The sequence below is a fragment of the Mycobacterium sp. 1245111.1 genome (assembly GCF_001673405.1).
Classification (GTDB): domain Bacteria; phylum Actinomycetota; class Actinomycetes; order Mycobacteriales; family Mycobacteriaceae; genus Mycobacterium.
This window is the reverse complement of the sequence record NZ_LZLV01000132.1, coordinates 1-23,180: the sequence shown is the minus strand read 5'-3', so window position 1 is coordinate 23,180 and position 23,180 is coordinate 1. Positions and strand designations below refer to the sequence as shown.

The window sequence follows — 23,180 nt, the reverse complement described above, 5'->3', positions numbered from 1 at the left end:
AGGCGGGGGCGGGGGTCAGCGCGCAAGTACGCCCCGCAGGATTTCGATCAGTGCGAGCGGTTGGTCGCTCTGTACGGAATGGCCCGAGTTTTCGACGATCTGCAGGCCCTGGAATTGCTGTGCCCGCCTGGCCAATTCGTCGGCGTCCTCGTCGGTGACGAACGGCGAATTTCCACCGCGCACCAGCCTGACCGGCACCGATAGACCGGCGAAGTCGTCCCAGAGGCCGTCGAAGTCGGGGATTTTGCGGATGCTGTCATAGCGCCACGTCCAGGTGCCGTCGTCGAGTCGCCGCGAGTTGTGAAAGACCCCGCGCCGCAAAGACTTCCGGTCACGGTGCGGTGCCGCGGCGGTAGTGACCTCCAGGATCGCATCGAAGCTGGGAAAGTTTCGCTCACCGGCCACCAGCGCGACGGTGCCCTGTTGCTCGGTGGTCATCTCCGCGTAACGGCGCAACGCCGACGGGGTGACGTCGACCAGCACCAGCTCGCGCACCAGCTGCGGTGCGATGGCGCCCAGCCCGATCGCGGTGAGCCCGCCCAGCGACATGCCGACCACAAGTTCCGCGTCCGGCGCGAGGTCGTTGATCACCGGCTCAACAGCGGCCGCGTTGTGCTGCGGCGAATAGTCGCCGTCTTCGCGCCACGACGAATGTCCGTGGCCGGGCAGATCGACCGCCAGCGCGGGCACACCCAGACCAACGATCACCGTGTCCCAGGTGTGAGCGTTCTGCCCGCCTCCATGGAAGAACACCACCCGCGGCGACGAGTCACCCCACTGCAGGGCGCTGATGCCGCCTGCCTCGACCCGGCGCACCGACGGCAGCGGATCGGTGACGCCGGCCTGTTCGGCGTTCTCGGGCAGCAGCCCGAATTCGGAGAGGCCAAGCAGCTCGTCGTCGGAGATCTCGGTCATGGTCGTGACCCTAGAGGGTTCGCAGCGCCTGTTGAACCCCGCGGCCAGCCGCTCCGTGTACTACTTAGTACATTATGTACCGCGCAGTACATGCATTGATGAGAACACGTCGAAAGGACACGACATGCAGTTCAGAAAGTTGAGTTGGGCGGGACTGGTCGCGCTTGCCATGGTGCTGACGGCCTGCGGCAGCTCGTCATCGCCCAGTCCCCAGCCAACCTCAGCGATGTCTTCGATGTCGTCGCCGACGGCGATGACCGGCTCGGCCGCGCGAAGCGGCGGCTTTTCGGGGCTCAACGGCAAGCACGTTTCGGGAATGGTCACCTTCGCCGGTGGCGAGATCACGTTGTCTGGCTTCGCATCGGACCCCGGCCCGGATCTACACATCTACCTGGCCAACGGTAACGACGAACAAGCGGTGATGGCCGGCACCGCGCTGGGTTCGGTCGCCTCCGACAAGGCGTCGCAGACGTTCGCGGTGAACAGTGCCGACGCAGCGAAGTACAACACCGTGGTCATCCATTGCGACAAGGCAAAAGCCGTCTTCGGGTTCGCCCCGCTGGCATGACCCTTCTCGCACGGGCTACGACCCTGGTTGCACCACTTGCAGCCGGTGCCGCCAGGGTCTGCGCGGGGGTGCTGTGGTTACACGAGGGCACGTTCAAATACCGCGCACACTTCGGCAGCGCGGACATTCTCCTCGTGGCCGACAGTGCAAAGTCGAATCCCCGTGTGCCGGAATACTTTTCACTGTTCGCCGGCCACGTATTGCGGGCCTGGCCGAGCTTGTTCGGCTTCTTGATCCCGTTACTGGAAACGTTGCTGGGTGTTGCTTTGATAGTGGGTATCGTCAGCCTTCCCGCCGCCATCGGATCGCTGCTCACGCTGTTGACGTATTGGAGCTCGGATCAGCTCATTGCGCAGTACCCGGTCATGGGGGCGCTGTCGGTGATCGTCGTCGCCTGGTCGGTGCCGGCCACACGCCTTTCGGCGACGGCTCTGCTGATCAGGCAGTGGCGACGCAGGCGGGGGGTTGACGCTCGCGAGGTTATTCCGCTTCGACGCTGGCTGTAACCGGCCAGCGGGATCAGCCGAGGCCCGACGCAGTCGCGTGCTGCACTCGCCGCCGGACGTCGTCTACGGCACTTTGCAGGGTGTCGCGCAGAACAGTCACGTCGTCGGCGACCCGCGCGAGCAGCATGCCGCCCTGCAGCGCACCGAGCAGCGCCGCGGCGAGCCGGCTCGGATCGTCGTCGGGCCGTAGAGAGCCGCGCTGACGCATGCGCTCCAACCCGTCGCATAGGGGCTGCTGCCACTTCGCAAAGGCATCGGCGAGCGCAGGTCGATAGGACGGATCGTTCTTCAGCTCGGCGGCCATCGTGCCCAGCGGACAACTGAAAGGACCGCGGGGGCCGGCATGCACGGCGACGATCGCATCCGCCCAGGCTTGCAGCCCCTCGATCGACTGAATCTCGAAGATCAGGGGTTGCGCCAGCAGGATCAACTCGATCTGACGCGAGATCACGGCGACGATGAGATCCGCCTTGTCGTCGAAGTAGTGGTAAAGCTGCGACTTGCCGGCCCCGGACTCGGCCAAGATGTCGTCGAGCGTGCTCGCCGCTACCCCGCGCTGATACACCAGCGCAGCGGCAGCGTCCACGATCGCAGCGCGGGTCCGACGCCCTTGTGCAGTGCTGGGCAATGTCGAGCCCCGCGACATGCCCGGGGCGGCTGCTCTCGAGTCGGCGGTCATTCCGAGCCATTTTACGTGGTCGGCAGGGCTGTTCGGTCGCTCGGCGGTCGCCCCGGGTCGTTGATTACGCCTGTGTGGCCGCGATGAAGTCCACGATCAGCCGGCCGAGTTCCGCGCCCTTGTCTTCCTGGATGAAATGGCCGGCACCGGCCACCGTGACCGGAGGGTGGTTGCGAGCTCCAGGCACATGTCCGGCCAGCACCGCGTCGCCGCCACGCGTGATGGGGTCGGAATCGGCGAACGCACAGAGGAAGGGCTTGTCGTAGCGTCCTAGCGCCGCCCACGCCGCTTTGTTTGCCGGCGCTGCGGGGTCTTCGGGGCTGGTCGGCACCAGCATCGGGAACTGTCGCGCGCCGGCTTTGAAGGAATCGTCGGGGAACGGCGCGTTATAGGCGGCGACCTCGTCGGCGGACAGCTCGGAAACGCAGCCGCCGTTGACGATTCGGCCGGCGTCGAAGACCGGCGTTTCCTGGCTGTATTTCTGCCATGCCAAAAAAGCTCGGCCCGCCGGAACATCCCCGGTGGGCAGGAAGGTGTTGGATGCGACCACGCGCGAGAACAGGTCAGGTTCCTCGCCGACGAGTCGCAGTCCGATCAGACCGCCCCAGTCCTGACAGAACAAGGTGACGTCCGTCAGGCCAATGGCATCGGTCGCCGCGCGCGTCCAGTCCACATGGGCCTGGTAGGTGTAGTCGGTTCGCTCGGCTGGTTTATCACTGCGGCCGAAGCCCACCAGGTCGATCGCGACCGCGCGCAGCCCCGCCTCGGCTAGGACGGGGATCATGTGTCGGTACAAATATGACCACGACGGCTCGCCGTGTAGCAGCAACACCACTGGCGCGTCGGCCGGCCCCTCGTCGACGTAGTGCATCCGCAACGACGACCCACCCGGGCCGTCGACCTGGACATAACGTGGCTGATAAGGAAAACCGGGCAGATCGACGAAGCACTCGTCAGGCGTACGCAAGATGTGCACGGTTATACGATCCCCACGAGGCTTTGTACTGTCAAGTACAGAGACTCGCGTACCCGGGGTCGATCCGGACTGCCACATCGAGGCGCGTTGGCGATGGCTCCTCAACAGCTGGCGGCGTCTGCGGTGAGCCGAAAAAACGAAATGCGGTGAAGCCGCGCTGTGGCGTCCTCACCGCATTTGCGTTCGATCAGCCCTCGACGATGAACTCTTCGAGCTGGGTCCGCGCGATGTCGTCGGGCAGCTGCTGCGGCGGGCTCTTCATCAAGTACGCCGACGCCGGGATGACCGGTCCGCCGATGCCGCGATCCTTGGCGATCTTGGCGGCGCGCACCGCGTCGATGATGACGCCGGCCGAGTTGGGCGAGTCCCACACCTCGAGCTTGTACTCCAGGTTCAGCGGGACGTCACCGAACGCGCGCCCCTCGAGGCGGACGTAGGCCCACTTGCGGTCGTCGAGCCAGCCGACGTGATCGGACGGGCCGATGTGCACGTCCTTGGTCTTGAACTCGCGCTGCACGTTCGACGTGACGGCCTGGGTCTTGGAGATCTTCTTGGACTCCAGCCGCTCCCGCTCGAGCATGTTGAGGAAGTCCATGTTGCCGCCGACGTTGAGCTGCATCGTGCGGTCGAGCTGCACGCCGCGGTCCTCGAACAGCTTGGCCATCACCCGGTGCGTGATCGTCGCGCCGACCTGGCTCTTGATGTCGTCACCGACGATCGGCACACCGGCGTCGGCGAACTTCTTGGCCCACACCGGGTCGGAGGCGATGAACACCGGCAGCGCGTTGACGAACGCCACACCGGCGTCGATCGCGCACTGGGCGTAGAACTTGTCGGCCTCCTCGGACCCCACGGGCAGGTAGGACACCAGCACGTCGGCCTTGGCCTCACGCAGCGCCGCGACCACGTCGACCGCGTCGGCGTCGGATACCTCGATGGTGTCGGCGTAGTACTTGCCGATGCCGTCGAGCGTCGGACCACGCTGCACCGTCACGTTGGTCGGCGGTACGTCGGCGATCTTGATGGTGTTGTTCTCCGACGCGAAGATCGCTTCGGACAAGTCGAAGCCGACCTTCTTGGCGTCCACGTCGAACGCGGCGACGAACTTCACGTCGCGGACGTGGTACTGGCCGAACCTCACGTGCATCAAGCCCGGGACGGCGCTGTTCTCGTCGGCGTCGTAGTAGTACTGGACGCCCTGTACCAGCGAGGACGCGCAGTTGCCGACGCCGACAATGGCGACTCGGACCTCGGTCGTGGCCTCCTGCGCCTTCAGCGGTTGCAGCTCACTCATCCGGCGTTCTCCTTAATTCTTTCTTGGGGGATTTCTTCGGCTCTAGGCCTGCTCAGCGCTACGTTGCGCAACACGCTCGGCAGCGATCAGCTCGTTGAGCCAATTGACTTCGCGCTCGCTCGACTCCAGCCCGAGTTGGTGCAGCTGGCGGGTGTAGCGGTCCAGTGAGCTGCTGGCCCGCGCCACTGCTTCACGCAGACCTTCTCGTCGTTCTTCGACCTGACGGCGACGGCCCTCCAGGATGCGCATCCGCGCTTCGGCCGGTGTGCGGTTGAAAAAAGCCAGGTGCACGCCGAACCCGTCGTCGGTGTAGTTGTGCGGTCCGGTGTCGGCCACCAGCTCGCTGAAGCGCTGCCGGCCCGCGTCGGTCATTTCGTATACTCGCCGAGCGCGACGCACAGGCGTTCCGGCCGGGGCGGCGTTCTCGGCGATCAATCCGTCGGTTTGCATCCGCCGCAGTGCGGGATAGAGCGACCCGTAGGAGAATGCCCTAAAGGCCCCGAGCAGACCGGTCAACCGTTTCCGCAGCTCGTAGCCGTGCATGGGTGACTCGAGCAGAAGTCCGAGGATGGCGAGCTCCAGCATCAGGTCACCTCCTTTGCTTGGCTGAGTGCGTCGCTGTTATGTCGAGTAACAGTCTCGCGCAATAGTATCGGTCCGATATATTCGGCGCTACTCCGGGATTCCAGCTGCCGTTCTCGCTCCGTTCAACCACTGGTCGCCGGACTGCCGATCGGGTTGGAATCTGCGTGGTTGCAAGCCTGTTGGTGGCGGGCCCCGCAGGGCATAACCAGACAACGTGTCAATCCATCTGCATTGGTTTCTTCCCACCTACGGGGATTCGCGCGACCTGATCGCCGGCGGGCATGGCAGCAACATGCACGGCGATCGGCCGGCCGACCTGAAATACCTCGTCCAGCTCGCCCAGGCGGCCGAGATCAACGGCTTCGAGGCGGTGCTGACCCCGACCGGCCTGTGGTGTGAAGACGCGTGGCTGACCACCGCGATGTTGATCGGCAGCACCGAGTCGCTGAAGTACCTGGTCGCATTCCGCCCAGGCCTGATCAGCCCGACGCTGGCCGCCCAGATGTCGGCCACCTTCCAATGGCAGTCGCAGGGCCGGCTGCTGCTCAACGTGGTCACCGGCGGCGAGAGCGCCGAGCAGCGCGCCTTCGGCGACTTCCTGGACAAGCAGGACCGCTACACGCGCTGCGGCGAATTCCTCGACATCGTCCGCCGACTGTGGAGCTCCGAGGCGCCGGTAACCGCCAAAGGCGAGCACCTCAGCGTCGAGCAAGCGTCGCTGGCACGGCGGCCCGATCCCCTGCCGGGGGTGTTCTTCGGCGGCTCGTCCCCGGAGGCCGGCCAGGTCGCCGCCGCCTACGCCGACACGTACCTGACCTGGGGTGAGCGACCCGAGCAGGTCAAGGAGAAGCTGGACTGGATCCGCGGGCTGGCCGCGGCGCAGGGCCGGACGCTGAGCTACGGGATCCGGCTGCACGTCATCTCGCGCGACACCAGCGAGCAAGCCTGGGCCGAGGCGGAGCGGCTGTTGGGCGCGCTCAACCCCGAGACGGTCGCCGCTGCTCAGCAATCGCTGGCGCGCTCCGAATCGGTCGGCCAACGCCGGATGCGTCAATTGCACGGTGGCGGCGACGATTACACGGCCGGAGCGGATGCCCGCCGCCTGGAGATCTACCCGAACCTGTGGTCGGGTGTCGGCTTGGTCCGCGGCGGCGCCGGCACGGCCCTGGTCGGGTCGCACGCCGAAGTCGCCGATCGGATCGTCGAGTACGCCGATCTCGGCCTGGACCACTTCATCCTCTCCGGCTACCCGCACCTGGAAGAGGCGTACATCTTCGGGGAGGGCGTGCGGCCGATCCTCGCCGAGCGGGGTCTGCTGGACGTCAGCGCGCGCGCCGCCGAGCCGGTGAGGTCGGCGTTCCTGCCCAGGGTGGGCGAGGTCAGCGCCTCGTAGCCGCTATTGCAGGTCCACCCGTTTGATGGTGCCGTCGCCGGCGAAGGTGAGCGACCCGCTGGCGTAGTCGCTGGAGACGTACACCGACAGCGACAGCGCACCCGGCGTGACGGGCCTGGGCGCGGGTTCGATGATCAGGTAGGTGTTCGTCACCTCGGCCCGTTTGATGTGCAGGGTGTCGGGGGCGCCGCGCAAAATGCCGACCACGATCGGTATGTCGAACGCGCTCAGGTCCACCGGGTCCGGCGCGTCGGTGCTGGTCTTGGCCTTGTTCGTCGGGTCGTCCCAGCCGCCGCGATAGTCCGAGGCGAGGATCCGCCGGTCGTCGGACGGGTCCGGTCGATCGAGCGAGGCGTACGTCGGGTAGACGAGCAGTCGGTAGCCGACGACGTTGCCGAACCGCTTGCGGGTCTGCTCGATCAGGCCGGTCAGGCCGCCAACCGAGTGCAGTTGCGTGGGCGGCTTGAGCACCACCGGCGCCACACCATCGGGCCTCGCACCCGGATCCGAGGCGACCTGGAACGGCGAACTGGCGTCGCTGTAGATACCCCAGCCGATCCCGAGGCCGAGCACGAGTCCCGCGAGCAACGCGACGACCAGAGGCCGCCGCCCGCGGCGCCTGGTTCGGGCGCGAACAAACCCCAACAGCCCGGCGTATCCGTCCGGTGACTGAAGTGCGGACGCCGCGCCGCCGTCGGATTGCAAGTCGTCGACCAGGTCCCGCAGGTCGCCCAACGTGACTGCATTGGTGGCGGCGCCGACGCGCTCGCGGTGTTCTTCCATCGATAGCTCGCCACTGCTGAGGGCGTCGTCCAAGAGCCGACAGGCGTCCTGTCGGTCGGCGTCCCGGGCACGGGTTCCCCTGGTATCGCCGCGAGCAGCGGGCGTCCCAAGCCACTTAACCACGCGCTGATCCTAGAGCCGAAGTCAATCTGTCCCGGACCGGAAACGTGACCGACCTACCTCTCCGCACCGCCGGAGCGGACGTACTCTGGTCATCGTGCGGTTGCAGCGACAGGTAGTGGACTATGCGCTTCGGCGTCGGTCGCTGCTGGCCGAGGTCTATTCCGGCCGCACCGGCGTCACTGAAGTCTGCGACGCCAACCCCTATCTGCTTCGCGCGGCCAAATTCCACGGCAAGGTCAGCTCGGTCATGTGCCCGATCTGCCGCAAGGAGCAGCTCACGCTCGTGTCGTGGGTGTTCGGCGACCATCTCGGCGCCGTGTCGGGGTCTGCGCGGACGGCCGAAGAGTTGGTGTTGCTAGCGTCGCGGTTCGAAGAGTTCTCGGTACACGTGGTGGAGGTATGCCGAACCTGCAGTTGGAATCACTTGGTCAAGTCGTATGTGCTCGGCATGACACCCGCGGCTCGTCCGCCGCGCAAGTCACGCAGCACCCGGACGGCGCGCGACGGCGCCCGCACGGCCAGTGAATAACGAAGGGCAGCAAGACCACTCAGCCGCTGGTAGCCCGAAAGGGTCAGGGGCTGATGGCGGGTCGAAGCAGCCGCGGCACACCTCTCGCAGGCCCCCCGTCCCTCCGGATGATCGGCTCACCACGATCCTTCCGCCGGTGAAGGACGATGTGCCGAACCGTTTCAAGGACCCGATCGACGCGGTGAAGGCCGCGCTGGACGGCCGACCCACGTCACGGCGCGACCCGCTGGAGATGGCTTCGGCTGCGCTGGACGCCAAGTCACCTCCGCGCAAACCCGCCAGCGCTGGACCGCCGCCACCGACCGGCCCGCCGAGCGGCCCACCGAAGCGTCCGGTCGGCCCGCCGCCCAAGAAGCCGCCGCTCCCGGGTTGGGCCCAGCGCCTCGACTGGGAGTGGCTGGAGCACGTCAACTGGGCGTGGGTCCGGCGCGGGATCGTCGTCAGCGCCGTCGTGATTCTGCTGTTGCCAATCGTCACATTCGCAATGGCCTACTTCATCGTCGACATCCCCAAACCCGGTGACATCCGCACCAACCAGGTCTCGACGATCCTGGCCAGCGACGGCTCCGAGCTTGGGAAAATCGTTCCGCCCGAAGGCAACCGGGTCGACGTCAACATCGATCAGGTGCCGGTACACGTTCGCCAGGCGGTGATCGCGGCCGAAGACCGCAACTTCTACTCCAACCCCGGCTTCTCATTCACCGGGTTCGCGCGGGCGTTCAAGAACAACATCTTCGGCGGCGACACCCAAGGTGGTTCCACGATCACCCAGCAGTACGTCAAGAACGCGTTGGTCGGAGCGCAGCGCGCCGGGGTCGGCGGCCTGATCCGCAAAGCCAAGGAACTCGTCATCGCCACCAAGATGACGGGTGAGTGGTCCAAAGATGATGTGCTGCAGGCTTATCTGAACATCATTTACTTCGGCCGCGGCGCATACGGCATCTCCGCGGCGTCGCGCGCCTACTTCGACAAACCCGTCGAACAACTCACCGTCGCCGACGGCGCGCTGTTGGCCGCGCTGATCCAGCGCCCGTCCACGTTAGACCCCGCGGTGAACATGGTGGGTGCTCAGGGCCGCTGGAACTGGGTGCTCGACGGAATGGTCGACGACAAGGCCCTGACGGCGAAAGACCGCGCAGCTCAGCAGTTCCCGCCGACGGTGCCGCCCGAGCGGGCACGCGAGGAGAACCAGACCACCGGACCCAACGGCCTGATCCAGCGCCAGGTGACTAAAGAGCTGATGGAGCTCTTCAACATCGACGAGCAGACGCTCAACACCCAGGGGCTACAGATCACCACCACGATCGACCCGACGGCGCAGAAGGCCGCCGAGGATGCGGTGGCGAAATATTTGGCCGGGCAGAACGCCGACATGCGGACCGCGGTGGTGTCGATCGATCCGCACAACGGCGCGGTGAAGGCCTACTACGGGGGCGCGGACGCGCACGGATTCGACTTCGCCCAAGCCGGATTGCAGACCGGGTCGTCGTTCAAGGTGTTCGCGTTGATCGCCGCGCTCGAGCAGGGCATCGGCCTGGGCTACCAGGTGGACAGCTCGCCGTTGACGGTCAACGGCATCAAGATCACCAACGTCGAGGGCGAAGGCTGCGGGGTCTGCAACATCGCCGAGGCGCTCAAGCGTTCGCTGAACACCTCCTATTACCGGCTGATGCTCAAGCTGAAGAACGGCCCGGAGGACGTGGCCAAAGCCGCCCACCAGGCCGGTATCGCCGACAGCTTCCCCGGTGTGCCGCACACGCTGTCCGAAGACGGCAAGGGCGGCCCGCCCAACAACGGAATTGTGTTGGGCCAGTACCAAACCCGGCCGATCGACATGGCCTCGGCGTATGCCACGCTGGCCGACTCCGGCATCTATCACCGCCCGCACTTCGTGCAGAAGGTGATCAACGCCGACGGCAAAGTGCTGTTCGACGCCGCCGGCTCCGACAACAACGGTGAGCAGCGCATCCCCAAGGATGTCGCCGACAACGTCACGTCGGCGATGCAGCCGATCGCGTCGTACTCGCGAGGCCACGCGCTCGCCGGCGGGCGTCCGTCGGCGTCCAAGACGGGCACCACGCAGTTCGGTGACACCGACGCCGACAAGGACGCCTGGATGGTCGGCTACACCCCGTCGCTGTCGACTGCGGTGTGGGTCGGCACGGTCAAAGGCGACATTCCGCTGGTGACCAAGGGCGGCGCCGCGGTCTACGGTTCCGGTCTGCCATCGGACATTTGGAAGGCGACGATGGACGGAGCGCTCAAGGGCACCACCAACGAAACCTTCCCCAAGCCGACCGAGATCGGCGGCTATGCCGGGGTGCCGGCCGCGCCACCACCGCCACCACAGCCGCCGCAGATGACGGTCATCCAGCCCACCATGGAGATCGCCCCGGGCATCACGATTCCGATCGGGCCGCCGACCACCGTGCCCGTCGCGCCGGCACCGGTGCCGATACCTGCGCCCGGAGGTCCGCCCGAGCCGGGACCGCCGCCCCCGCCGTGACCCTCGATCGCGCCGACATCTCACCGCGGCGGTTGGCCGACGATCTGCGCTCCGCCGATGACCGGGATTGCCCGAGCCGCAACGACTTTCTGGGCGCGGCCCTATCCAACGCCGTAGGCGGACCGGTCGGCCGGCACGCGATCATCGGGCGGACCAGGGTCCTGACACCGCTGCGGGTGATGTTCCTGATCGCGCTGGTGTTCCTGGCGCTGGGCTGGTCGACCAAGGCGGCCTGCCTGCAGACCGTCGGCACCGGACCGGGCGATCAGCGCGTCGCCAACTGGCAGAACCAGCGGGCCTACTACGAGCTCTGCTATTCCGACACTGTTCCGCTATATGGCGCAGAGTTGTTGAGCCAGGGGCGTTTTCCGTACAAGTCGAGTTGGATCGAGAAGGACGGCAGCGGCCGGCCCCAGACCCGCTACGACGGCAAGCCCGCGGTGCGCTACATGGAGTATCCGGTGCTCACCGGGCTGTACCAGTACGTGGCGATGTCGTTGGCCAAGACCTACACCACGATGAGCAGAATCATCCCATTGCCGGTTATCGCCGAGGTCGTGGTGTTCTTCGACGTCTCCGCGCTCGGGTTGGCGCTGGCCTGGCTGGCCACCGTGTGGGCCACCGCGGGCCTGGCCGGTCGCCGGGTGTGGGACGCCGCCCTGGTGGGGGCGTCGCCGTTGGTGATCTTCCAGATCTTCACCAACTTCGACGCGTTGGCAACGGCTTTGGCGCTCGGCGGACTGCTGGCCTGGGCGCGACGACGGCCGGTGCTGGCCGGGATGCTGATCGGTTTGGGCGGCGCCGCCAAGCTGTATCCGCTGTTACTGCTCGGCCCGCTGCTGGTGTTGGGCATCCGGACCGGACGGTTCCGCGGCGTGGTCCGCACCGGGGCCGCGGCGGCGCTGGCGTGGTTGCTGGTGAATCTGCCGGTGCTGGTGCTGTTTCCGCGGGGCTGGTCGGAGTTCTTCCGGCTGAACGCCCGTCGCGGCGACGACATGGATTCGCTCTACAACGTCGTCAAGTCGTTGACCGGCTGGCAGGGCTTCGATACGGACCTGGGTTTCTGGCAGCCGCCGGGCAACCTGAACATGGTTGTGCTGATGCTGTTCGGATTATCTTGTGCGGCAATCGGTTACATCGCGCTGACGGCGCCGCGGCGGCCACGGGTGGCCCAGTTGGCGTTTCTGGTGGTGGCCGCATTCCTGTTGACCAACAAGGTGTGGAGCCCGCAGTTCTCGCTGTGGCTGGTGCCGTTGGCGGTGTTGGCGCTGCCGCATCGGCGAATCCTGTTGGCGTGGATGACTATCGACGCGCTGGTGTGGGTGCCTCGGATGTACTACCTCTACAGCGTGCCCGACCGCGGGTTGCCTCAGCAGTGGTTCACCACCACGGTGCTGCTGCGCGACGTCGCGGTGCTGGTGTTGTGCGCGCTGGTGGTCCGCCAGATCTACCGGCCGACGGAAGACCTGGTCCGCTGGGGCGGACGGGTCGACGATCCGGGCGGCGGCGTGTTCGACCGCGCGCCCGACGCGCCACCGCCGTGGCTGCCCGGATGGCTTCGACCAGCTGGGCTGCAGCGGGCCGCGGCCGCTCAGCATTTCGCAAGCCCGGCCGCCGTCCGGTAACCTACGACGGTTGCCGACGCAGGCGACCCTCCTGCCACGGGGATTCCCGTGGCCGCACACGACCATAGGAGGTGATGAGGTTCCCATGCGTCCATACGAATTAATGGTCATCCTCGACCCCACCCTCGACGAGCGCACCGTAGCTCCGTCTTTGGAGACGTTCCTGAACGTCGTCCGCAAGGACGGTGGAACGGTGGAAAAGGTCGACATCTGGGGCAAGCGCCGGCTGGCCTACGAGATCGCCAAGCATGCCGAAGGCATTTACGCGGTGATCGATCTCAAAGCCGCCCCCGCGACGGTGTCCGAGCTCGACCGTCAGCTCAGCCTGAACGAGTCGGTGCTTCGCACCAAGGTGATGCGCACCGACAAGCACTGACCTGTGGGCGAATGGCCACGTCGCGTCTGACCGCTTGCGTAGGCTCAGCGTGGACTATTCGCCGACTCGGAGCTTGACCCATCCGGACCTAGGAGGTCTCAGTGGCTGGTGACACTGTCATCACGGTTATCGGAAACCTGACTGCCGACCCCGAACTGCGTTTCACGCCGTCGGGCGCGGCCGTCGCGAACTTCACGGTGGCGTCGACCCCGCGGATATTCGACCGTCAGACCAACGAGTGGAAGGACGGCGAAGCGCTGTTCCTCCGCTGCAACATCTGGCGGGAGGCTGCCGAGAACGTGGCTGAGAGTCTCACCCGTGGCTCGCGCGTGATCGTGAGCGGACGACTCAAGCAGCGTTCGTTCGAGACCCGTGAGGGCGAGAAGCGCACCGTCGTTGAGCTCGAGGTCGACGAGATCGGCCCGTCACTGAAGTACGCCACGGCCAAGGTGAACAAGGCCAGCCGCAGCGGCGGTGGTGGTGGCGGCTTCGGCGGCGGAGGATCGCGCAGCCAGGCAGCACCCCAGGGCGGCGGCGGCAGCGCCGGCGGCGACGACCCGTGGGGCAGCGCCCCGGCATCGGGTTCGTTCGGCGGCGGCGACGACGAGCCCCCCTTCTAAAACTTCGAAACGACAGAACGAAAGAGAAAGACATGGCGAAGTCCACCAAGCGGCGTCCGGCACCGGAAAAGCCGATCAAGACCCGCAAGTGTGTGTTCTGCTCCAAAAAGGGCCAGGACATCGATTACAAGGACACCCAGTTGCTGCGGACCTATATCAGCGAGCGCGGCAAGATCCGTGCCCGCCGGGTGACCGGCAACTGCGTCCAGCACCAGCGTGACGTCGCGCTCGCGGTCAAGAACGCCCGCGAGGTTGCGTTGCTGCCCTTCACGTCGTCGACGCGGTAGAGAACGGAATCAGCAGAACAATGAAGCTCATTTTGACTGCCGACGTGGACCACCTCGGTTCCGTGGGCGAGACCGTCGAAGTCAAGGACGGCTACGGCCGCAACTTCCTGTTGCCGCGTGGCCTGGCGATCGTCGCGTCGCGCGGCGCGCAGAAGCAGGCCGACGACATCCGTCGCGCCCGCGACACCAAGCAGGTCCGCGACCTCGAGCACGCCAACGAAATCAAGGCCGCCATCGAGGGCTTGGGAACTGTCTCGCTCCCGGTGAAGACGGCCGGCGATTCGGGCAAGCTGTTCGGCTCGGTTACCACCAGCGCCGTCGTCACGGCGATCCGCAAGGCCGGCGGCCCGAATCTCGACAAGCGCGTGGTGCGGTTGCCCAAGAGCCACATCAAGGCTGTTGGCAGCCACCCGATCACTTTGCATGTGCACCCCGACGTCGACGTCAAGGTCTCACTCGACGTCGTCGCGGAAGCCTGACCGCTCTAACCAGTAACCCCCGGTGGTCGCCCGAATCGGCAGCCCCGGGGGTTTTTGGTGTCCGCACAGCGAACTCATACTCGCTAGCAACCGTTAGCGAACGTTACCGTCCGTTAACGCCGGTAATGATCGGCTGAAACACAACACGCCCGAAGTGGCAACCCCGTACGACACGCCGATGGAATTCCCATCCACACGAAATACGCAGGTGTGTGGTCCGCTTATCTGCAGTGATGTAGCAACGGCGCATATTGCTCCACAAGTTCTCCACACCCCCTCAACACGGGCGCAGACGGATATGCACACACCATGCACAGGTCTATGAACAACCGCGTTTGGAGTCGGCGCCAGCAACCTTTAACGTCGACCCGTCGTGAGGTGATGCTGGCGTTCGAAGATCGACTACCCGGCCCGTGGTGGGTGTCCCGCCGTCCGCGAGCCGAGTCGGTCACGAGGGTGAAGGCTGTCGATCCGCCCGGGGTGGGGGATCCCCCAATGGTGGGGGTGAGTCGGGCGGCCGGGCTGAGTCGAGCGGTGTCGGTGGTGTGACCTAACGTCGTGGCGTTGGCGTCGAATGTGCGTTCGAACGGCGCGGAGGAGGCGGGAGTTTAGTGGCTGTCGTTGATGATTTGGGTCGGCCGGATACCGGAGCTCCCAGCGAGGACTACGGCCGTCAGCCGCCCCAGGATCTTGCCGCCGAGCAGTCGGTGTTGGGCGGCATGCTGCTGAGCAAGGACGCGATCGCCGACGTGCTCGAGCGGCTGCGGCCCAGCGACTTCTACCGGCCGGCGCACCAGAATGTCTACGACGCCATCCTGGATCTCTACGGTCGCGGTGAGCCGGCCGACGCGGTGACGGTCGCCGCGGAGTTGGACCGCCGCGGTCTGCTGCGCCGAATCGGCGGGGCGCCCTATCTACACACGTTGATCTCGACGGTGCCGACCGCGGCCAACGCGGGCTACTACGCGGGGATCGTCGCGGAGAAGGCACTGCTGCGACGGTTGGTCGAGGCGGGAACTCGGGTGGTGCAGTACGGCTACGCCGGCGCGGAGGGTGCCGATGTCGCAGAGGTCGTCGACCGCGCGCAGGCCGAGATGTACGAGGTCACCGAGCGGCGGATGTCGGAGGACTTCGTCCCGCTGGAAGACCTGTTGCAGCCGACGATGGACGAGATCGACGCGATCGCCTCCAACGGCGGGATAGCTCGCGGTGTGCCAACGGGATTCACCGAACTCGACGAAGTCACCAACGGCCTGCACGCGGGGCAGATGATCATCGTCGCGGCCAGGCCCGGCGTGGGCAAAAGCACCCTGGGACTCGATTTCATGCGGTCGTGCTCGATCAAGAACCGGATGGCCAGCGTCATCTTCTCGCTCGAAATGAGCAAGTCCGAGATCGTCATGCGGCTGCTGTCCGCAGAGGCAAAGATCAAGCTGGGCGACATGCGGTCGGGCCGGATGAGCGACGACGACTGGACGCGGCTCGCGCGCCGGATGAGCGAAATCAGCGAAGCGCCTTTGTACATCGATGATTCGCCGAACCTGACGATGATGGAGATCCGCGCCAAGGCGCGCCGGCTGAAGCAGAAGGCCGACCTGCGGCTGGTCGTCGTCGACTACCTGCAGCTGATGACGTCGGGCAAGAAGGTCGAGTCGCGACAGATCGAGGTGTCCGAATTCTCAAGGCACCTCAAGCTTTTGGCCAAGGAGCTCGAAGTTCCCGTGGTGGCCATCAGCCAGCTGAACCGTGGTCCCGAGCAGCGCACCGACAAGAAGCCGATGCTGTCCGACCTTCGCGAATCGGGATCGCTAGAACAGGATGCGGACATGGTCATCCTGCTGAATCGGCCCGACGCGTTCGAACGCGACGATCCGCGCGGCGGTGAGGCGGATTTGATTCTGGCCAAGCACCGTAATGGCCCGACCAAGACGGTGACGGTCGCTCATCAACTTCATCTGTCTCGCTTCGCCAACATGGCGCGGTAGTTGTAGTAGGTTCTCAAATCCCGTGTCCAATTCTTAAATGAAATGTCCACCGCGTGTCCAATTGGACATCTAAGTGAGACGAGCGAGTTACGGGACCACCATCACTCCGATGAGACGATGACTACCCTCGGTGGAGGTTCCATCGCGGCTTACGGCCTTCGGTACCAGTACCTCGCGACAGTGGAGTACTTTCTCAGATACCTACGCGAACACCCCGACTTGATTGCGCGTACCACCTTAGTCGTCGAACCGCTATTCAAAAGCGTCAACGACGCGGACGACGACATCGTCGATTTCGCAGTCGAACTCGACGATGCCGCGGTTCATCAGCTCCAAGTCAAGGCCACCACCAAGGCCGACCAGTACTTGCTGCAACCGGCCGACGCACGAGCCGCTCTGGACCGATTACTCGTCCATCCAGCCGATAATTCGACGTTATTGACCAACAAGCATTTATCGCCTGGTTTGGCCTGCGAGTGCGTAATAGCTGACGCCGACGGTCCGGCGACGACCTACACGTGGGCTGAGGGTCCGCAGCCACCACGGGGTGCCGACCCACGACAGGTGTTTCTGGCCGTAGATGATCGCACACCGGCAGAACTCCGCAGTTCAATCGCCCGGCTGGTCCGACACTTTCGAAGGATTGGAAGGCTCAAACAAGGACTTACGACAGCGCGGCTGCTTGTCGGACTCGTGCTCGATTTCATCTTCGACGCGGCAGCTGGCCTAGAACCCGCTCGGATAACCGCACTCGATCTTCTCGCCAAAGTTCATATGCCTGACGCGCGGATGGCCCAACTTGCCGGCGGATTTGATTGGGGACTCCCGATGTCGGGCATCCCCAACTACGGCTCGACTGTCGCCCGTATGGCGATCCTGGACGAGATTGTCGAACACCTGGCCACGGATGACACCCGCGAAGTCCCCAAACTGGTTGTGCTCGCTGGACATACAGGCATCGGCAAGTCGGTCATCGCAACCGACTATTGCCATGCGGACCGGATTTCGTACGCGTTCTTATGCTGGATCGACTGCCGCGACACCGAAATGATCGCGCCGCGAATCCGAGACATTGTTGCGCAACTTACCGACACTGACTGCACCAGCAGCGAACGACCGGCGACGGCCTCCTTGCCGACAGATCTGTGCTTTATTGGCGCACGTCGGGCGTATTTAGATCCTCAGGCCGAGGTCGCCAGCGGTGGTGCACTCCTCGCGCGGCGGTGGGACAGTGCAGCTTTCGGTGGACTAGGACTGGTCGAATAGTGATGCAGTGCACGCGGTTAGGCAATACGGCGACATTCGCCGGAAACCCGACTTATTGAATACTGACCTACTCATGCAGCAGATCAGGATCCGATTGCTGCCCCCGTCGCTTAGTAGCACCGTTCACGACACGACACGACATGACACGATGCGCAGGGTATTCGCCTTTAGCTGTCGCGGTCCTGGCCAGCTAGAACCATCGCAGAAACTAAAATCAGTCAAATGGCTCGGTCTGCGTACGAATGGCTCCCCGATCGACACCTCGGTGTCGCGGCAACCCTTTCCCACGCGGATGAGCTGATCGGGCAGATAAGCAATCTGCTTTACCCCTACCAAACACAGGAGGGCGGCATCGTCCGCCTGCGCGAAGTCCGACACGGATCGGTAAGCAGAACAGTGGTGGACGGGGTAGCGCCCATACCTCGCAAACTCCCTCTGTTGGTCGCAGATGCACTCGTAACCATGCGTGCCTCCATCGAGCACGTGCTGTTCGCGGAGGTTGAGTATCTCGACGGACCAGTTAATGAGAAAGCTGCCAAGCTAGTTGAGATGCCCGCTGCGGAGTCGTGGGAAGCCTTCGAGGAATGGAAAAAGAAGCGGCGCAAGAACGGGTCGCCATCACTTCAGGCTGGAAGCGAACTTGTCCGACGGATCGCAGCACTGCAACCGTTTCATCGCCACGTAAATCCAGAGCTACATCCATTGGCACGGTTGGTGAGCCACACGAACCACGCCAAGCACCGAACACCCGCCGTGGTGGCTGTCGGCCTAGCAGGAATGTACGAGGACGCCAACGTGCCGCGGTCAATCGAGGAGCTGCCCCGTGGCCAGAAAGGCCCTCTACGCGCCGGCGACGTTATTGCCGAGACGCCCTTAGGCACGCAGGTCCCCGCCACGTTGTTCCCGACCGTCGGAATAAACCGACCCGGGACCGACGAATGGCCTGTGCTACTGACGGAACTGGACGAGATTGCGACATGGGTTCGTGACCAGGCAGTGCCTCGCCTGGTCACGGGTGGAGAGCCCCCGGAACCCGCGCTCCCTGTGCGCTACGACATCTCGGTCGCACACGCTGACGACCGACGGGCAATCGAACTTGGCACATCGACTACGGCAGCGAAAAGTCACGCTCTTCGCCTCTCGGCCGCCGACGGCCGCCGAGAGCTAGTCGAGCACCTCCACACGACTCACGGTTCTCTGAACCCCGAGGTGCTCACGGCATGGCTGACTGGACTGTCCGATGACGACGTGAACAAAAGGATGGAGCGCCTGGCGGCCACAGCGCCCCAACGCGGTGGCAACGCACATCAAACACTCGCCGTCCTGGAGGATCTCCGCGACGAAGCTGTTGCGTTCGCCAGCAACCATTTGGCACACGAATAAGCAGTGAGCTGCAATGCAACTCGCCCGCCCACATTGCATGAAGTGGTTAGCCCCGCCGGGGGCCTGTGAGTGCAGCAAGGCGTCGCTTCGGGAGTGGCGCGATAGGGCCAGAAGGGGCAAGACAGCTTCTACGATCTCGCCGCTAGACCGTGCCCGGGCGCCGCGTTGTGGAGCCTCATCGCGCGAAGCCAAAACTCCCCGTGCTTGGGGAGGCCTCAGCATTCATTGAATCATATTGCGCCAGTCTGTCATTCACGTTGGGCACCCAGCAGGCGTTCGGGCCGGCTTTCAACCATCGTCACTTCGCTCGAGGTCTTCTGAGATGGCTCGCGAGGTCAACAGAGTGACGGTGAGCAAAGTGTGGAGAACGAGGGCGGCCGCCTGCGAGCTGTTAAAGAGTTCAATGCCGTGCGACAGCCGGTTGCGAAGGTTGATTCCAAGCGGATGGGTAAGCGTCGCTTTGAGGAATCGATATCGGCTGCGGCTCAATGTGAACCGGTCGGGTAGCAGGTCGATCATTGCCCCCAGTCCTGGGTATTGGCCAGGCTTATGGATACTCTGAAGCGTATAGATGCCCTGATTTGCATCGAGAATTACTTGGCGTATCGCTGCCTCGATCCACGGCGTCGCGGCATACACCACGCCTTCGTAGTCGCCGCACCAAAATCGTTGCAGTCCAAGGGTAATTGCTCGCATGACGTATTGACTCGTCGTTGGCCACTGGCTCAGAAAGGCCGCGAGGGCTACCTGATCAGGAATTCCGAATCGATCGGGAATTGAGTGAAGGGCGGCCGTGAGCGGCCCGAGATTGCCACCGATGACCTGTGCCTCCCATTTCGTCAGGTCACCATCGAAGCGATCGTCTGGGTCGATGGCTTCATAGATCGGCAAGCCGTCGGGCCCCAGGATCTTGTCGGGGAAGTATGCCACCAGTGGTGCTGCTGCTCGGAGCTGCTCGATTGTCGCGCAGTTCTGATCGTAATCACCACTGAGCGGACCGCATTGGGCGAATGATATGAGCGCTTCCTGCCAGGTAGCCCCCTGCGCCATTTGGTCCCGGACCTGCTCGAAGTGCTCCTGGTAGATCGCGGCGCTGGTGTGCACGTGCATCAGCCCTAGATCTTCGTGCCGGGTCGACTGCAGCGCCGCAGCGGCTAGTTCTTTGAGCTCGCTGAAAGTCGATGTCTCGGCGCACTTCAAGGCGTCTTGCCGAAGGATCATCTTGATGATGCCGGTTTCGCTATCGGCTGCGGTGAGGAAGTTGTTTACGCGCCTCTCCCAGACCCGTCGCCGGCACTCGTTATCGGTACAGCGCTGAGATATCAGCGTTAGCGCGCGTTCGCGGTCGCGAACGTTATCAAGCGCCACGGCTGCACGTTCTAGTAGCTCGTCGACCCGGGCCGGACAGTCAGGCTCGTTAACGGCGTAGTCAAGGGGTCGGAGTACATAGCCAGGCTTGTCGCTCGGCTCGTCATCAAGGGCGCGCTGTGCACCGTCGAGCAAGTACTCAAGGGCCCGTTGTGTTGCGGCCGAGTCACCGACAATACGAGCGATCCGAGCCGCGATACGGAGGTACTCGTCAGAGTCGTGCTGGCGCCGCCAATGTTGCGCCGAAGCGATGTAGTTGTCGACCGCGATCGCCGCGTTAGCGGGGCCGGCCGATCCTCCGCACTGAAAGAGTGCGTGGGCAATCCGAGCGCGCGCGGGGGCAGTCGCGACGATGTCGAGCAGATCGCGCCAAACCTGACGGACCTTGCTGTCGACTGACTTGATCGGAGGTGGGTCGGGCTGGTCACTCGACTCCACGCGCGGCGCGAGTCGAGCGTTCTTGCCATCGAATTCGACCGCGTAGTCAAAGACCCAACAGACGGCCCTGAGTTCGATTGTCGCGCCAGTCGGTAGGTCGCCGAATAGTGGAATACCGACTTCGTCACGTATCGCATGAGCCATCGAGTACACGCTCTCCGCCGTCGCGGCGCGATCGATCGCGGCGGCGTACCAAACCAAGTCGCGAGTGGCGGATTCCTCTGGCGTAGACAACTTTCTCCCTCGTTGAGCCGCTCACGGGAGTTGTACCACCACCATCCGACATGAGCGGACAGCCATGCGGTTGACCACATCGAGCTCTGAAGAATTGAAGACTTGACTGGCAACTCCGGTATCCAATGCGATATGCGGTAAGCACGCCGACATAGTTAGTGATTAGCGGCGGGCACGCATCGACGCCGTACCAGTAGCCACGGCGCGGTTGCGGGGCGACTGCGGCGCTTGTTCACCGTTGACGTAAGCACGCCTTATCGGCTAGCAGTCCGTGCGGTGACCGCGCCGCGCGTGATGAGCGGGCCCGGCCTGCGGCGGGCACACATGTGCGGTGATACACGGATACGGGCAGCCCACACCGTCAACTATCAAACCCATCAGGCGACGCGGCCCGGGACGTCATTCGTAGATCGATAGCGACTTCATTCTCGGATGGAGGATCGCGGGACCGAGCCATCGAGCAACGAACCGGCGCAGCGCGGCTGCGTCACGCGGCGGCTTCCCAGGGTCAGTCAGGAGGGATCGCACTGTTCTCAAAGTCATTTCGGCCAGCTCACGGAGTGCGTGATTGTCGAAACCGTGAAGCGTCCAATCGACATCGAGGCGGTCGAATACCGACAAGCAGAACGCAAGGGCTGTGTCGCCGGTTAATGAAATAACAGCTTCACCCTCCGGTACCCGCGTCAGCAGGCTTTCAAGTTGTGGATCGCCGACAAGATTCTCGATTCCGAATGACACGCATTCGACGACAGCAATGACGGGGTCATTCTGTCCGCAGACGCGTTGTACAGCCTGGTCAATCAAACCGTCGACCGCGCGCATCGCGCTGGCGATGAGCAGCGCGTCAGCGTTGGGGAAGTAGCGATACACGGTCTGGCGAGTGACCCCAAGTTTGCGGGCGACGTCAGCGAGGCGTATCGCCGGTCCTTGTTCGGCGACCACTTGGTCTACTGCATCGAGAATGCGGGCGATTGCCTCCTCGTCCGAGGACGGCGTGGCTCCCGCCCAACCGCGACTACGCACGATTCACGGGGAGATGCCCGACCCATCCACAATTCGCCGCGCCGGTCCCCACATCGGCTGCGTTAGACCCGCATGACTGACGCCAGAGCAGCGAGCGGTATGTGGGCCTGGACAGCCCCGCCGTCCATAAACCACACGAGGCTGCCTGGTGTGAAGTCGATGGGCTCGTCGTGACCGACTGGATAATCCGGCATGTAAAGGATCAATTCGTCCGGTGTGAGAGCCCACGCCTTGTATGCGCCGGAGTACACCTTGTCGGGCTGCCATCGGTCGACGAGGAAGGGGTAGGTACCGGGATCGTGGGCCGGGGGAGCGGCGTCGAGTGCGCTTTGGATAAATGGTTGCGCGAGCGGGGGAATGACGGTGAGTGGGTCTGCGGTGGTCAGGTCGGCAAGTCGTAGCCGCTTCCCGCTTGCCAGGTCGAAGGTGAAGGTGCGATAGGCGTTGTTGGGTTTCGGCCCGTCGGCGTGATAGTCCTCGTGAAAAACCGCGCTGAGCAGACCGCCGTGTCGGAAGATCTCGTAGGTCTCTTCAGCGTAACTGTCGGCTGCCATGTGCAAGTTGGCATTTCGCCAGTTGCTGAACAGCGTGCGCAGGTAGTCCCGTATCACTGCGCTAGTTGTCGGGTTGTCGATCAACTCACCTGGCACTGCGACTTTGATGTCGCGGGTGGCATTTCGCTCGGAAGTCACGGCGGTATGGCAGTACAGACCGTCCCACTCGCCGCCGAGCTCGCCGCAGAATGAAGGCGCCGAGGCCTGCGCAGTGCCGGCGTTGGAAACCGCGGTGGCGAGAATTAGCGCGAGCGTCGCCATTAGCCGGGTCGTCACAGCAGTTGGACTTTACTTGCGAGCCAACGGCCGTCGACCTTTTGCATCGTCATCTTGATTCGGCTGCGATCCATCCGCGGATCCGGCAACTGGGTATTTGTGACGGTCTGATCGATGAACAACAGCACAACTACAGTGTGGGGCGATTCGGACTGAATGGCGGAGTCCACCACCGCGCCGTGTGCGGTGGCCTTGTTCTCGATCAACAGTTGGCGGAGTTGGACGCTTGACTGGGTGTACATGTCTTTGAATTCGCCGGTCGCGCCGTCGAGCACTTGACGGAAATTCTGGTCGACGTTGTTGGAGTCGATGCTTGTCAATGCTTGCGCATTTGAATCGCCCCGGTGAGTTCGGAGACTTTCTGATTTGAGGACTCAGCCGGCGGCTGGTCTCCGTTGGTGAGCGTAAT

The 23,180-nt window shown here is 64.2% G+C and carries 22 protein-coding genes and 1 pseudogene; 13 read left to right on the top strand and 10 right to left on the bottom strand.

The window, feature by feature from the left end:
* Window positions 1–15: 15 nt before the first annotated feature.
* On the bottom strand, window positions 16–915 hold the full coding sequence (locus tag A5658_RS20725) for an alpha/beta fold hydrolase (protein WP_067339575.1): 900 nt from the start codon (window positions 913–915) through the stop codon (window positions 16–18).
* Window positions 916–1,039: 124 nt separating this feature from the next.
* Here A5658_RS20725 and A5658_RS20720 point away from each other — a divergent pair, with 124 nt between their 5' ends.
* Both A5658_RS20720 and A5658_RS20715 read left to right on the top strand, forming a co-directional pair.
* Window positions 1,040–1,483 (top strand): DM13 domain-containing protein, encoded by a 444-nt coding sequence (locus A5658_RS20720; protein WP_067339574.1) that lies wholly within the window; start codon window positions 1,040–1,042, stop codon window positions 1,481–1,483.
* Entirely contained in the window at window positions 1,480–1,989 is a 510-nt protein-coding gene (locus tag A5658_RS20715) for a DoxX family membrane protein (protein WP_067339572.1), read from the top strand. The genes A5658_RS20720 and A5658_RS20715 overlap by 4 nt, the downstream gene beginning before the upstream one ends.
* A gap of 13 nt (window positions 1,990–2,002) precedes the next feature.
* Here A5658_RS20715 and A5658_RS20710 read toward each other — a convergent pair whose 3' ends face one another.
* From A5658_RS20710 to A5658_RS20695, 4 genes are all read right to left on the bottom strand, one after another.
* Complete coding sequence (locus tag A5658_RS20710) at window positions 2,003–2,635, bottom strand: TetR/AcrR family transcriptional regulator (protein WP_067339569.1); 633 nt, start codon at window positions 2,633–2,635, stop codon at window positions 2,003–2,005.
* A 97-nt stretch (window positions 2,636–2,732) separates the two neighbouring features.
* Complete coding sequence (locus A5658_RS20705; protein ID WP_067339568.1) at window positions 2,733–3,644, bottom strand: haloalkane dehalogenase; 912 nt, start codon at window positions 3,642–3,644, stop codon at window positions 2,733–2,735.
* 187 nt (window positions 3,645–3,831) lie between these two features.
* Window positions 3,832–4,938, bottom strand: a complete 1,107-nt coding sequence (locus A5658_RS20700) for an inositol-3-phosphate synthase (protein ID WP_067339566.1) — start codon at window positions 4,936–4,938, stop codon at window positions 3,832–3,834.
* Window positions 4,939–4,980: 42 nt separating this feature from the next.
* The gene (locus A5658_RS20695; RefSeq protein ID WP_067339565.1) at window positions 4,981–5,523 is read right to left on the bottom strand and encodes a PadR family transcriptional regulator; all 543 of its coding nucleotides are present in this window, start codon (window positions 5,521–5,523) and stop codon (window positions 4,981–4,983) included.
* Between the two features lie 214 nt (window positions 5,524–5,737).
* On the opposite strand from A5658_RS20695, the gene A5658_RS20690 reads away from it, so the two are divergent.
* Complete coding sequence (locus A5658_RS20690; RefSeq protein WP_067339563.1) at window positions 5,738–6,916, top strand: LLM class flavin-dependent oxidoreductase; 1,179 nt, start codon at window positions 5,738–5,740, stop codon at window positions 6,914–6,916.
* A 3-nt stretch (window positions 6,917–6,919) separates the two neighbouring features.
* Here A5658_RS20690 and A5658_RS20685 read toward each other — a convergent pair whose 3' ends face one another.
* The gene (locus tag A5658_RS20685) at window positions 6,920–7,822 is read right to left on the bottom strand and encodes a DUF1707 domain-containing protein (protein WP_067339560.1); all 903 of its coding nucleotides are present in this window, start codon (window positions 7,820–7,822) and stop codon (window positions 6,920–6,922) included.
* A 94-nt stretch (window positions 7,823–7,916) separates the two neighbouring features.
* On the opposite strand from A5658_RS20685, the gene A5658_RS20680 reads away from it, so the two are divergent.
* From A5658_RS20680 to A5658_RS20635, 10 genes are all read left to right on the top strand, one after another.
* Complete coding sequence (locus A5658_RS20680) at window positions 7,917–8,351, top strand: DUF5318 family protein (protein ID WP_067339558.1); 435 nt, start codon at window positions 7,917–7,919, stop codon at window positions 8,349–8,351.
* The gene (locus A5658_RS20675; protein WP_067339557.1) at window positions 8,344–10,857 is read left to right on the top strand and encodes a transglycosylase domain-containing protein; all 2,514 of its coding nucleotides are present in this window, start codon (window positions 8,344–8,346) and stop codon (window positions 10,855–10,857) included. Before A5658_RS20680 ends, A5658_RS20675 begins: the two co-directional genes overlap by 8 nt.
* On the top strand, window positions 10,854–12,482 hold the full coding sequence (locus tag A5658_RS20670) for a glycosyltransferase family 87 protein (protein WP_067339556.1): 1,629 nt from the start codon (window positions 10,854–10,856) through the stop codon (window positions 12,480–12,482). The genes A5658_RS20675 and A5658_RS20670 overlap by 4 nt, the downstream gene beginning before the upstream one ends.
* A gap of 85 nt (window positions 12,483–12,567) precedes the next feature.
* Window positions 12,568–12,858, top strand: coding sequence for a 30S ribosomal protein S6 (rpsF, locus tag A5658_RS20665; protein ID WP_067339553.1), 291 nt, complete (start codon window positions 12,568–12,570; stop codon window positions 12,856–12,858).
* Between the two features lie 101 nt (window positions 12,859–12,959).
* Window positions 12,960–13,478, top strand: coding sequence for a single-stranded DNA-binding protein (locus A5658_RS20660; protein ID WP_067339551.1), 519 nt, complete (start codon window positions 12,960–12,962; stop codon window positions 13,476–13,478).
* Between the two features lie 32 nt (window positions 13,479–13,510).
* Window positions 13,511–13,765 carry a 30S ribosomal protein S18 gene (gene rpsR / locus A5658_RS20655; protein WP_067339549.1) on the top strand — a complete coding sequence of 85 codons (255 nt, stop codon included), beginning with the start codon at window positions 13,511–13,513 and terminating at the stop codon, window positions 13,763–13,765.
* A 20-nt stretch (window positions 13,766–13,785) separates the two neighbouring features.
* The gene (gene rplI, locus A5658_RS20650) at window positions 13,786–14,244 is read left to right on the top strand and encodes a 50S ribosomal protein L9 (RefSeq protein ID WP_067339547.1); all 459 of its coding nucleotides are present in this window, start codon (window positions 13,786–13,788) and stop codon (window positions 14,242–14,244) included.
* A 611-nt stretch (window positions 14,245–14,855) separates the two neighbouring features.
* Window positions 14,856–16,229, top strand: a complete 1,374-nt coding sequence (gene dnaB / locus A5658_RS20645) for a replicative DNA helicase (RefSeq protein WP_067339545.1) — start codon at window positions 14,856–14,858, stop codon at window positions 16,227–16,229.
* 117 nt (window positions 16,230–16,346) lie between these two features.
* Window positions 16,347–17,495: a hypothetical protein gene (locus A5658_RS28945; protein WP_156751580.1), complete on the top strand. Its 1,149-nt coding sequence runs from the start codon at window positions 16,347–16,349 to the stop codon at window positions 17,493–17,495.
* A 222-nt stretch (window positions 17,496–17,717) separates the two neighbouring features.
* Entirely contained in the window at window positions 17,718–18,878 is a 1,161-nt protein-coding gene (locus tag A5658_RS20635; protein ID WP_067339541.1) for a hypothetical protein, read from the top strand.
* A 288-nt stretch (window positions 18,879–19,166) separates the two neighbouring features.
* Here A5658_RS20635 and A5658_RS20630 read toward each other — a convergent pair whose 3' ends face one another.
* From A5658_RS20630 to A5658_RS20615, 4 genes and pseudogenes are all read right to left on the bottom strand, one after another.
* Entirely contained in the window at window positions 19,167–20,918 is a 1,752-nt protein-coding gene (locus tag A5658_RS20630; RefSeq protein ID WP_156751579.1) for a DUF4209 domain-containing protein, read from the bottom strand.
* A gap of 399 nt (window positions 20,919–21,317) precedes the next feature.
* Window positions 21,318–21,941: a TetR/AcrR family transcriptional regulator gene (locus A5658_RS20625; protein WP_067339539.1), complete on the bottom strand. Its 624-nt coding sequence runs from the start codon at window positions 21,939–21,941 to the stop codon at window positions 21,318–21,320.
* A gap of 62 nt (window positions 21,942–22,003) precedes the next feature.
* Complete coding sequence (locus tag A5658_RS20620; protein ID WP_067339651.1) at window positions 22,004–22,756, bottom strand: mannan-binding family protein; 753 nt, start codon at window positions 22,754–22,756, stop codon at window positions 22,004–22,006.
* Between the two features lie 11 nt (window positions 22,757–22,767).
* Window positions 22,768–23,100: pseudogene (locus tag A5658_RS20615) on the bottom strand (DUF3329 domain-containing protein); the annotation flags it as partial.
* Window positions 23,101–23,180 lie beyond the last annotated feature (80 nt).

Excerpts from the sequence above, each read along its gene's own strand:
- A5658_RS20715 (WP_067339572.1), top strand. The coding sequence starts at position 1,480 with ATGACCCTTCTCGCACGGGCTACGACCCTGGTTGCACCACTTGCAGCC.
- A5658_RS20710 (WP_067339569.1), bottom strand. The coding sequence starts at position 2,635 with ATGTCGCGGGGCTCGACATTGCCCAGCACTGCACAAGGGCGTCGGACC.
- A5658_RS20725 (WP_067339575.1), bottom strand. The coding sequence starts at position 915 with ATGACCGAGATCTCCGACGACGAGCTGCTTGGCCTCTCCGAATTCGGG.
- rpsR (WP_067339549.1), top strand. The coding sequence starts at position 13,511 with ATGGCGAAGTCCACCAAGCGGCGTCCGGCACCGGAAAAGCCGATCAAG.
- rpsF (WP_067339553.1), top strand. The coding sequence starts at position 12,568 with ATGCGTCCATACGAATTAATGGTCATCCTCGACCCCACCCTCGACGAG.
- A5658_RS20700 (WP_067339566.1), bottom strand. The coding sequence starts at position 4,938 with ATGAGTGAGCTGCAACCGCTGAAGGCGCAGGAGGCCACGACCGAGGTC.
- rplI (WP_067339547.1), top strand. The coding sequence starts at position 13,786 with ATGAAGCTCATTTTGACTGCCGACGTGGACCACCTCGGTTCCGTGGGC.
- A5658_RS20720 (WP_067339574.1), top strand. The coding sequence starts at position 1,040 with ATGCAGTTCAGAAAGTTGAGTTGGGCGGGACTGGTCGCGCTTGCCATG.
- A5658_RS20635 (WP_067339541.1), top strand. The coding sequence starts at position 17,718 with ATGGCTCGGTCTGCGTACGAATGGCTCCCCGATCGACACCTCGGTGTC.
- A5658_RS20620 (WP_067339651.1), bottom strand. The coding sequence starts at position 22,756 with ATGGCGACGCTCGCGCTAATTCTCGCCACCGCGGTTTCCAACGCCGGC.
- A5658_RS20695 (WP_067339565.1), bottom strand. The coding sequence starts at position 5,523 with ATGCTGGAGCTCGCCATCCTCGGACTTCTGCTCGAGTCACCCATGCAC.
- A5658_RS28945 (WP_156751580.1), top strand. The coding sequence starts at position 16,347 with ATGACTACCCTCGGTGGAGGTTCCATCGCGGCTTACGGCCTTCGGTAC.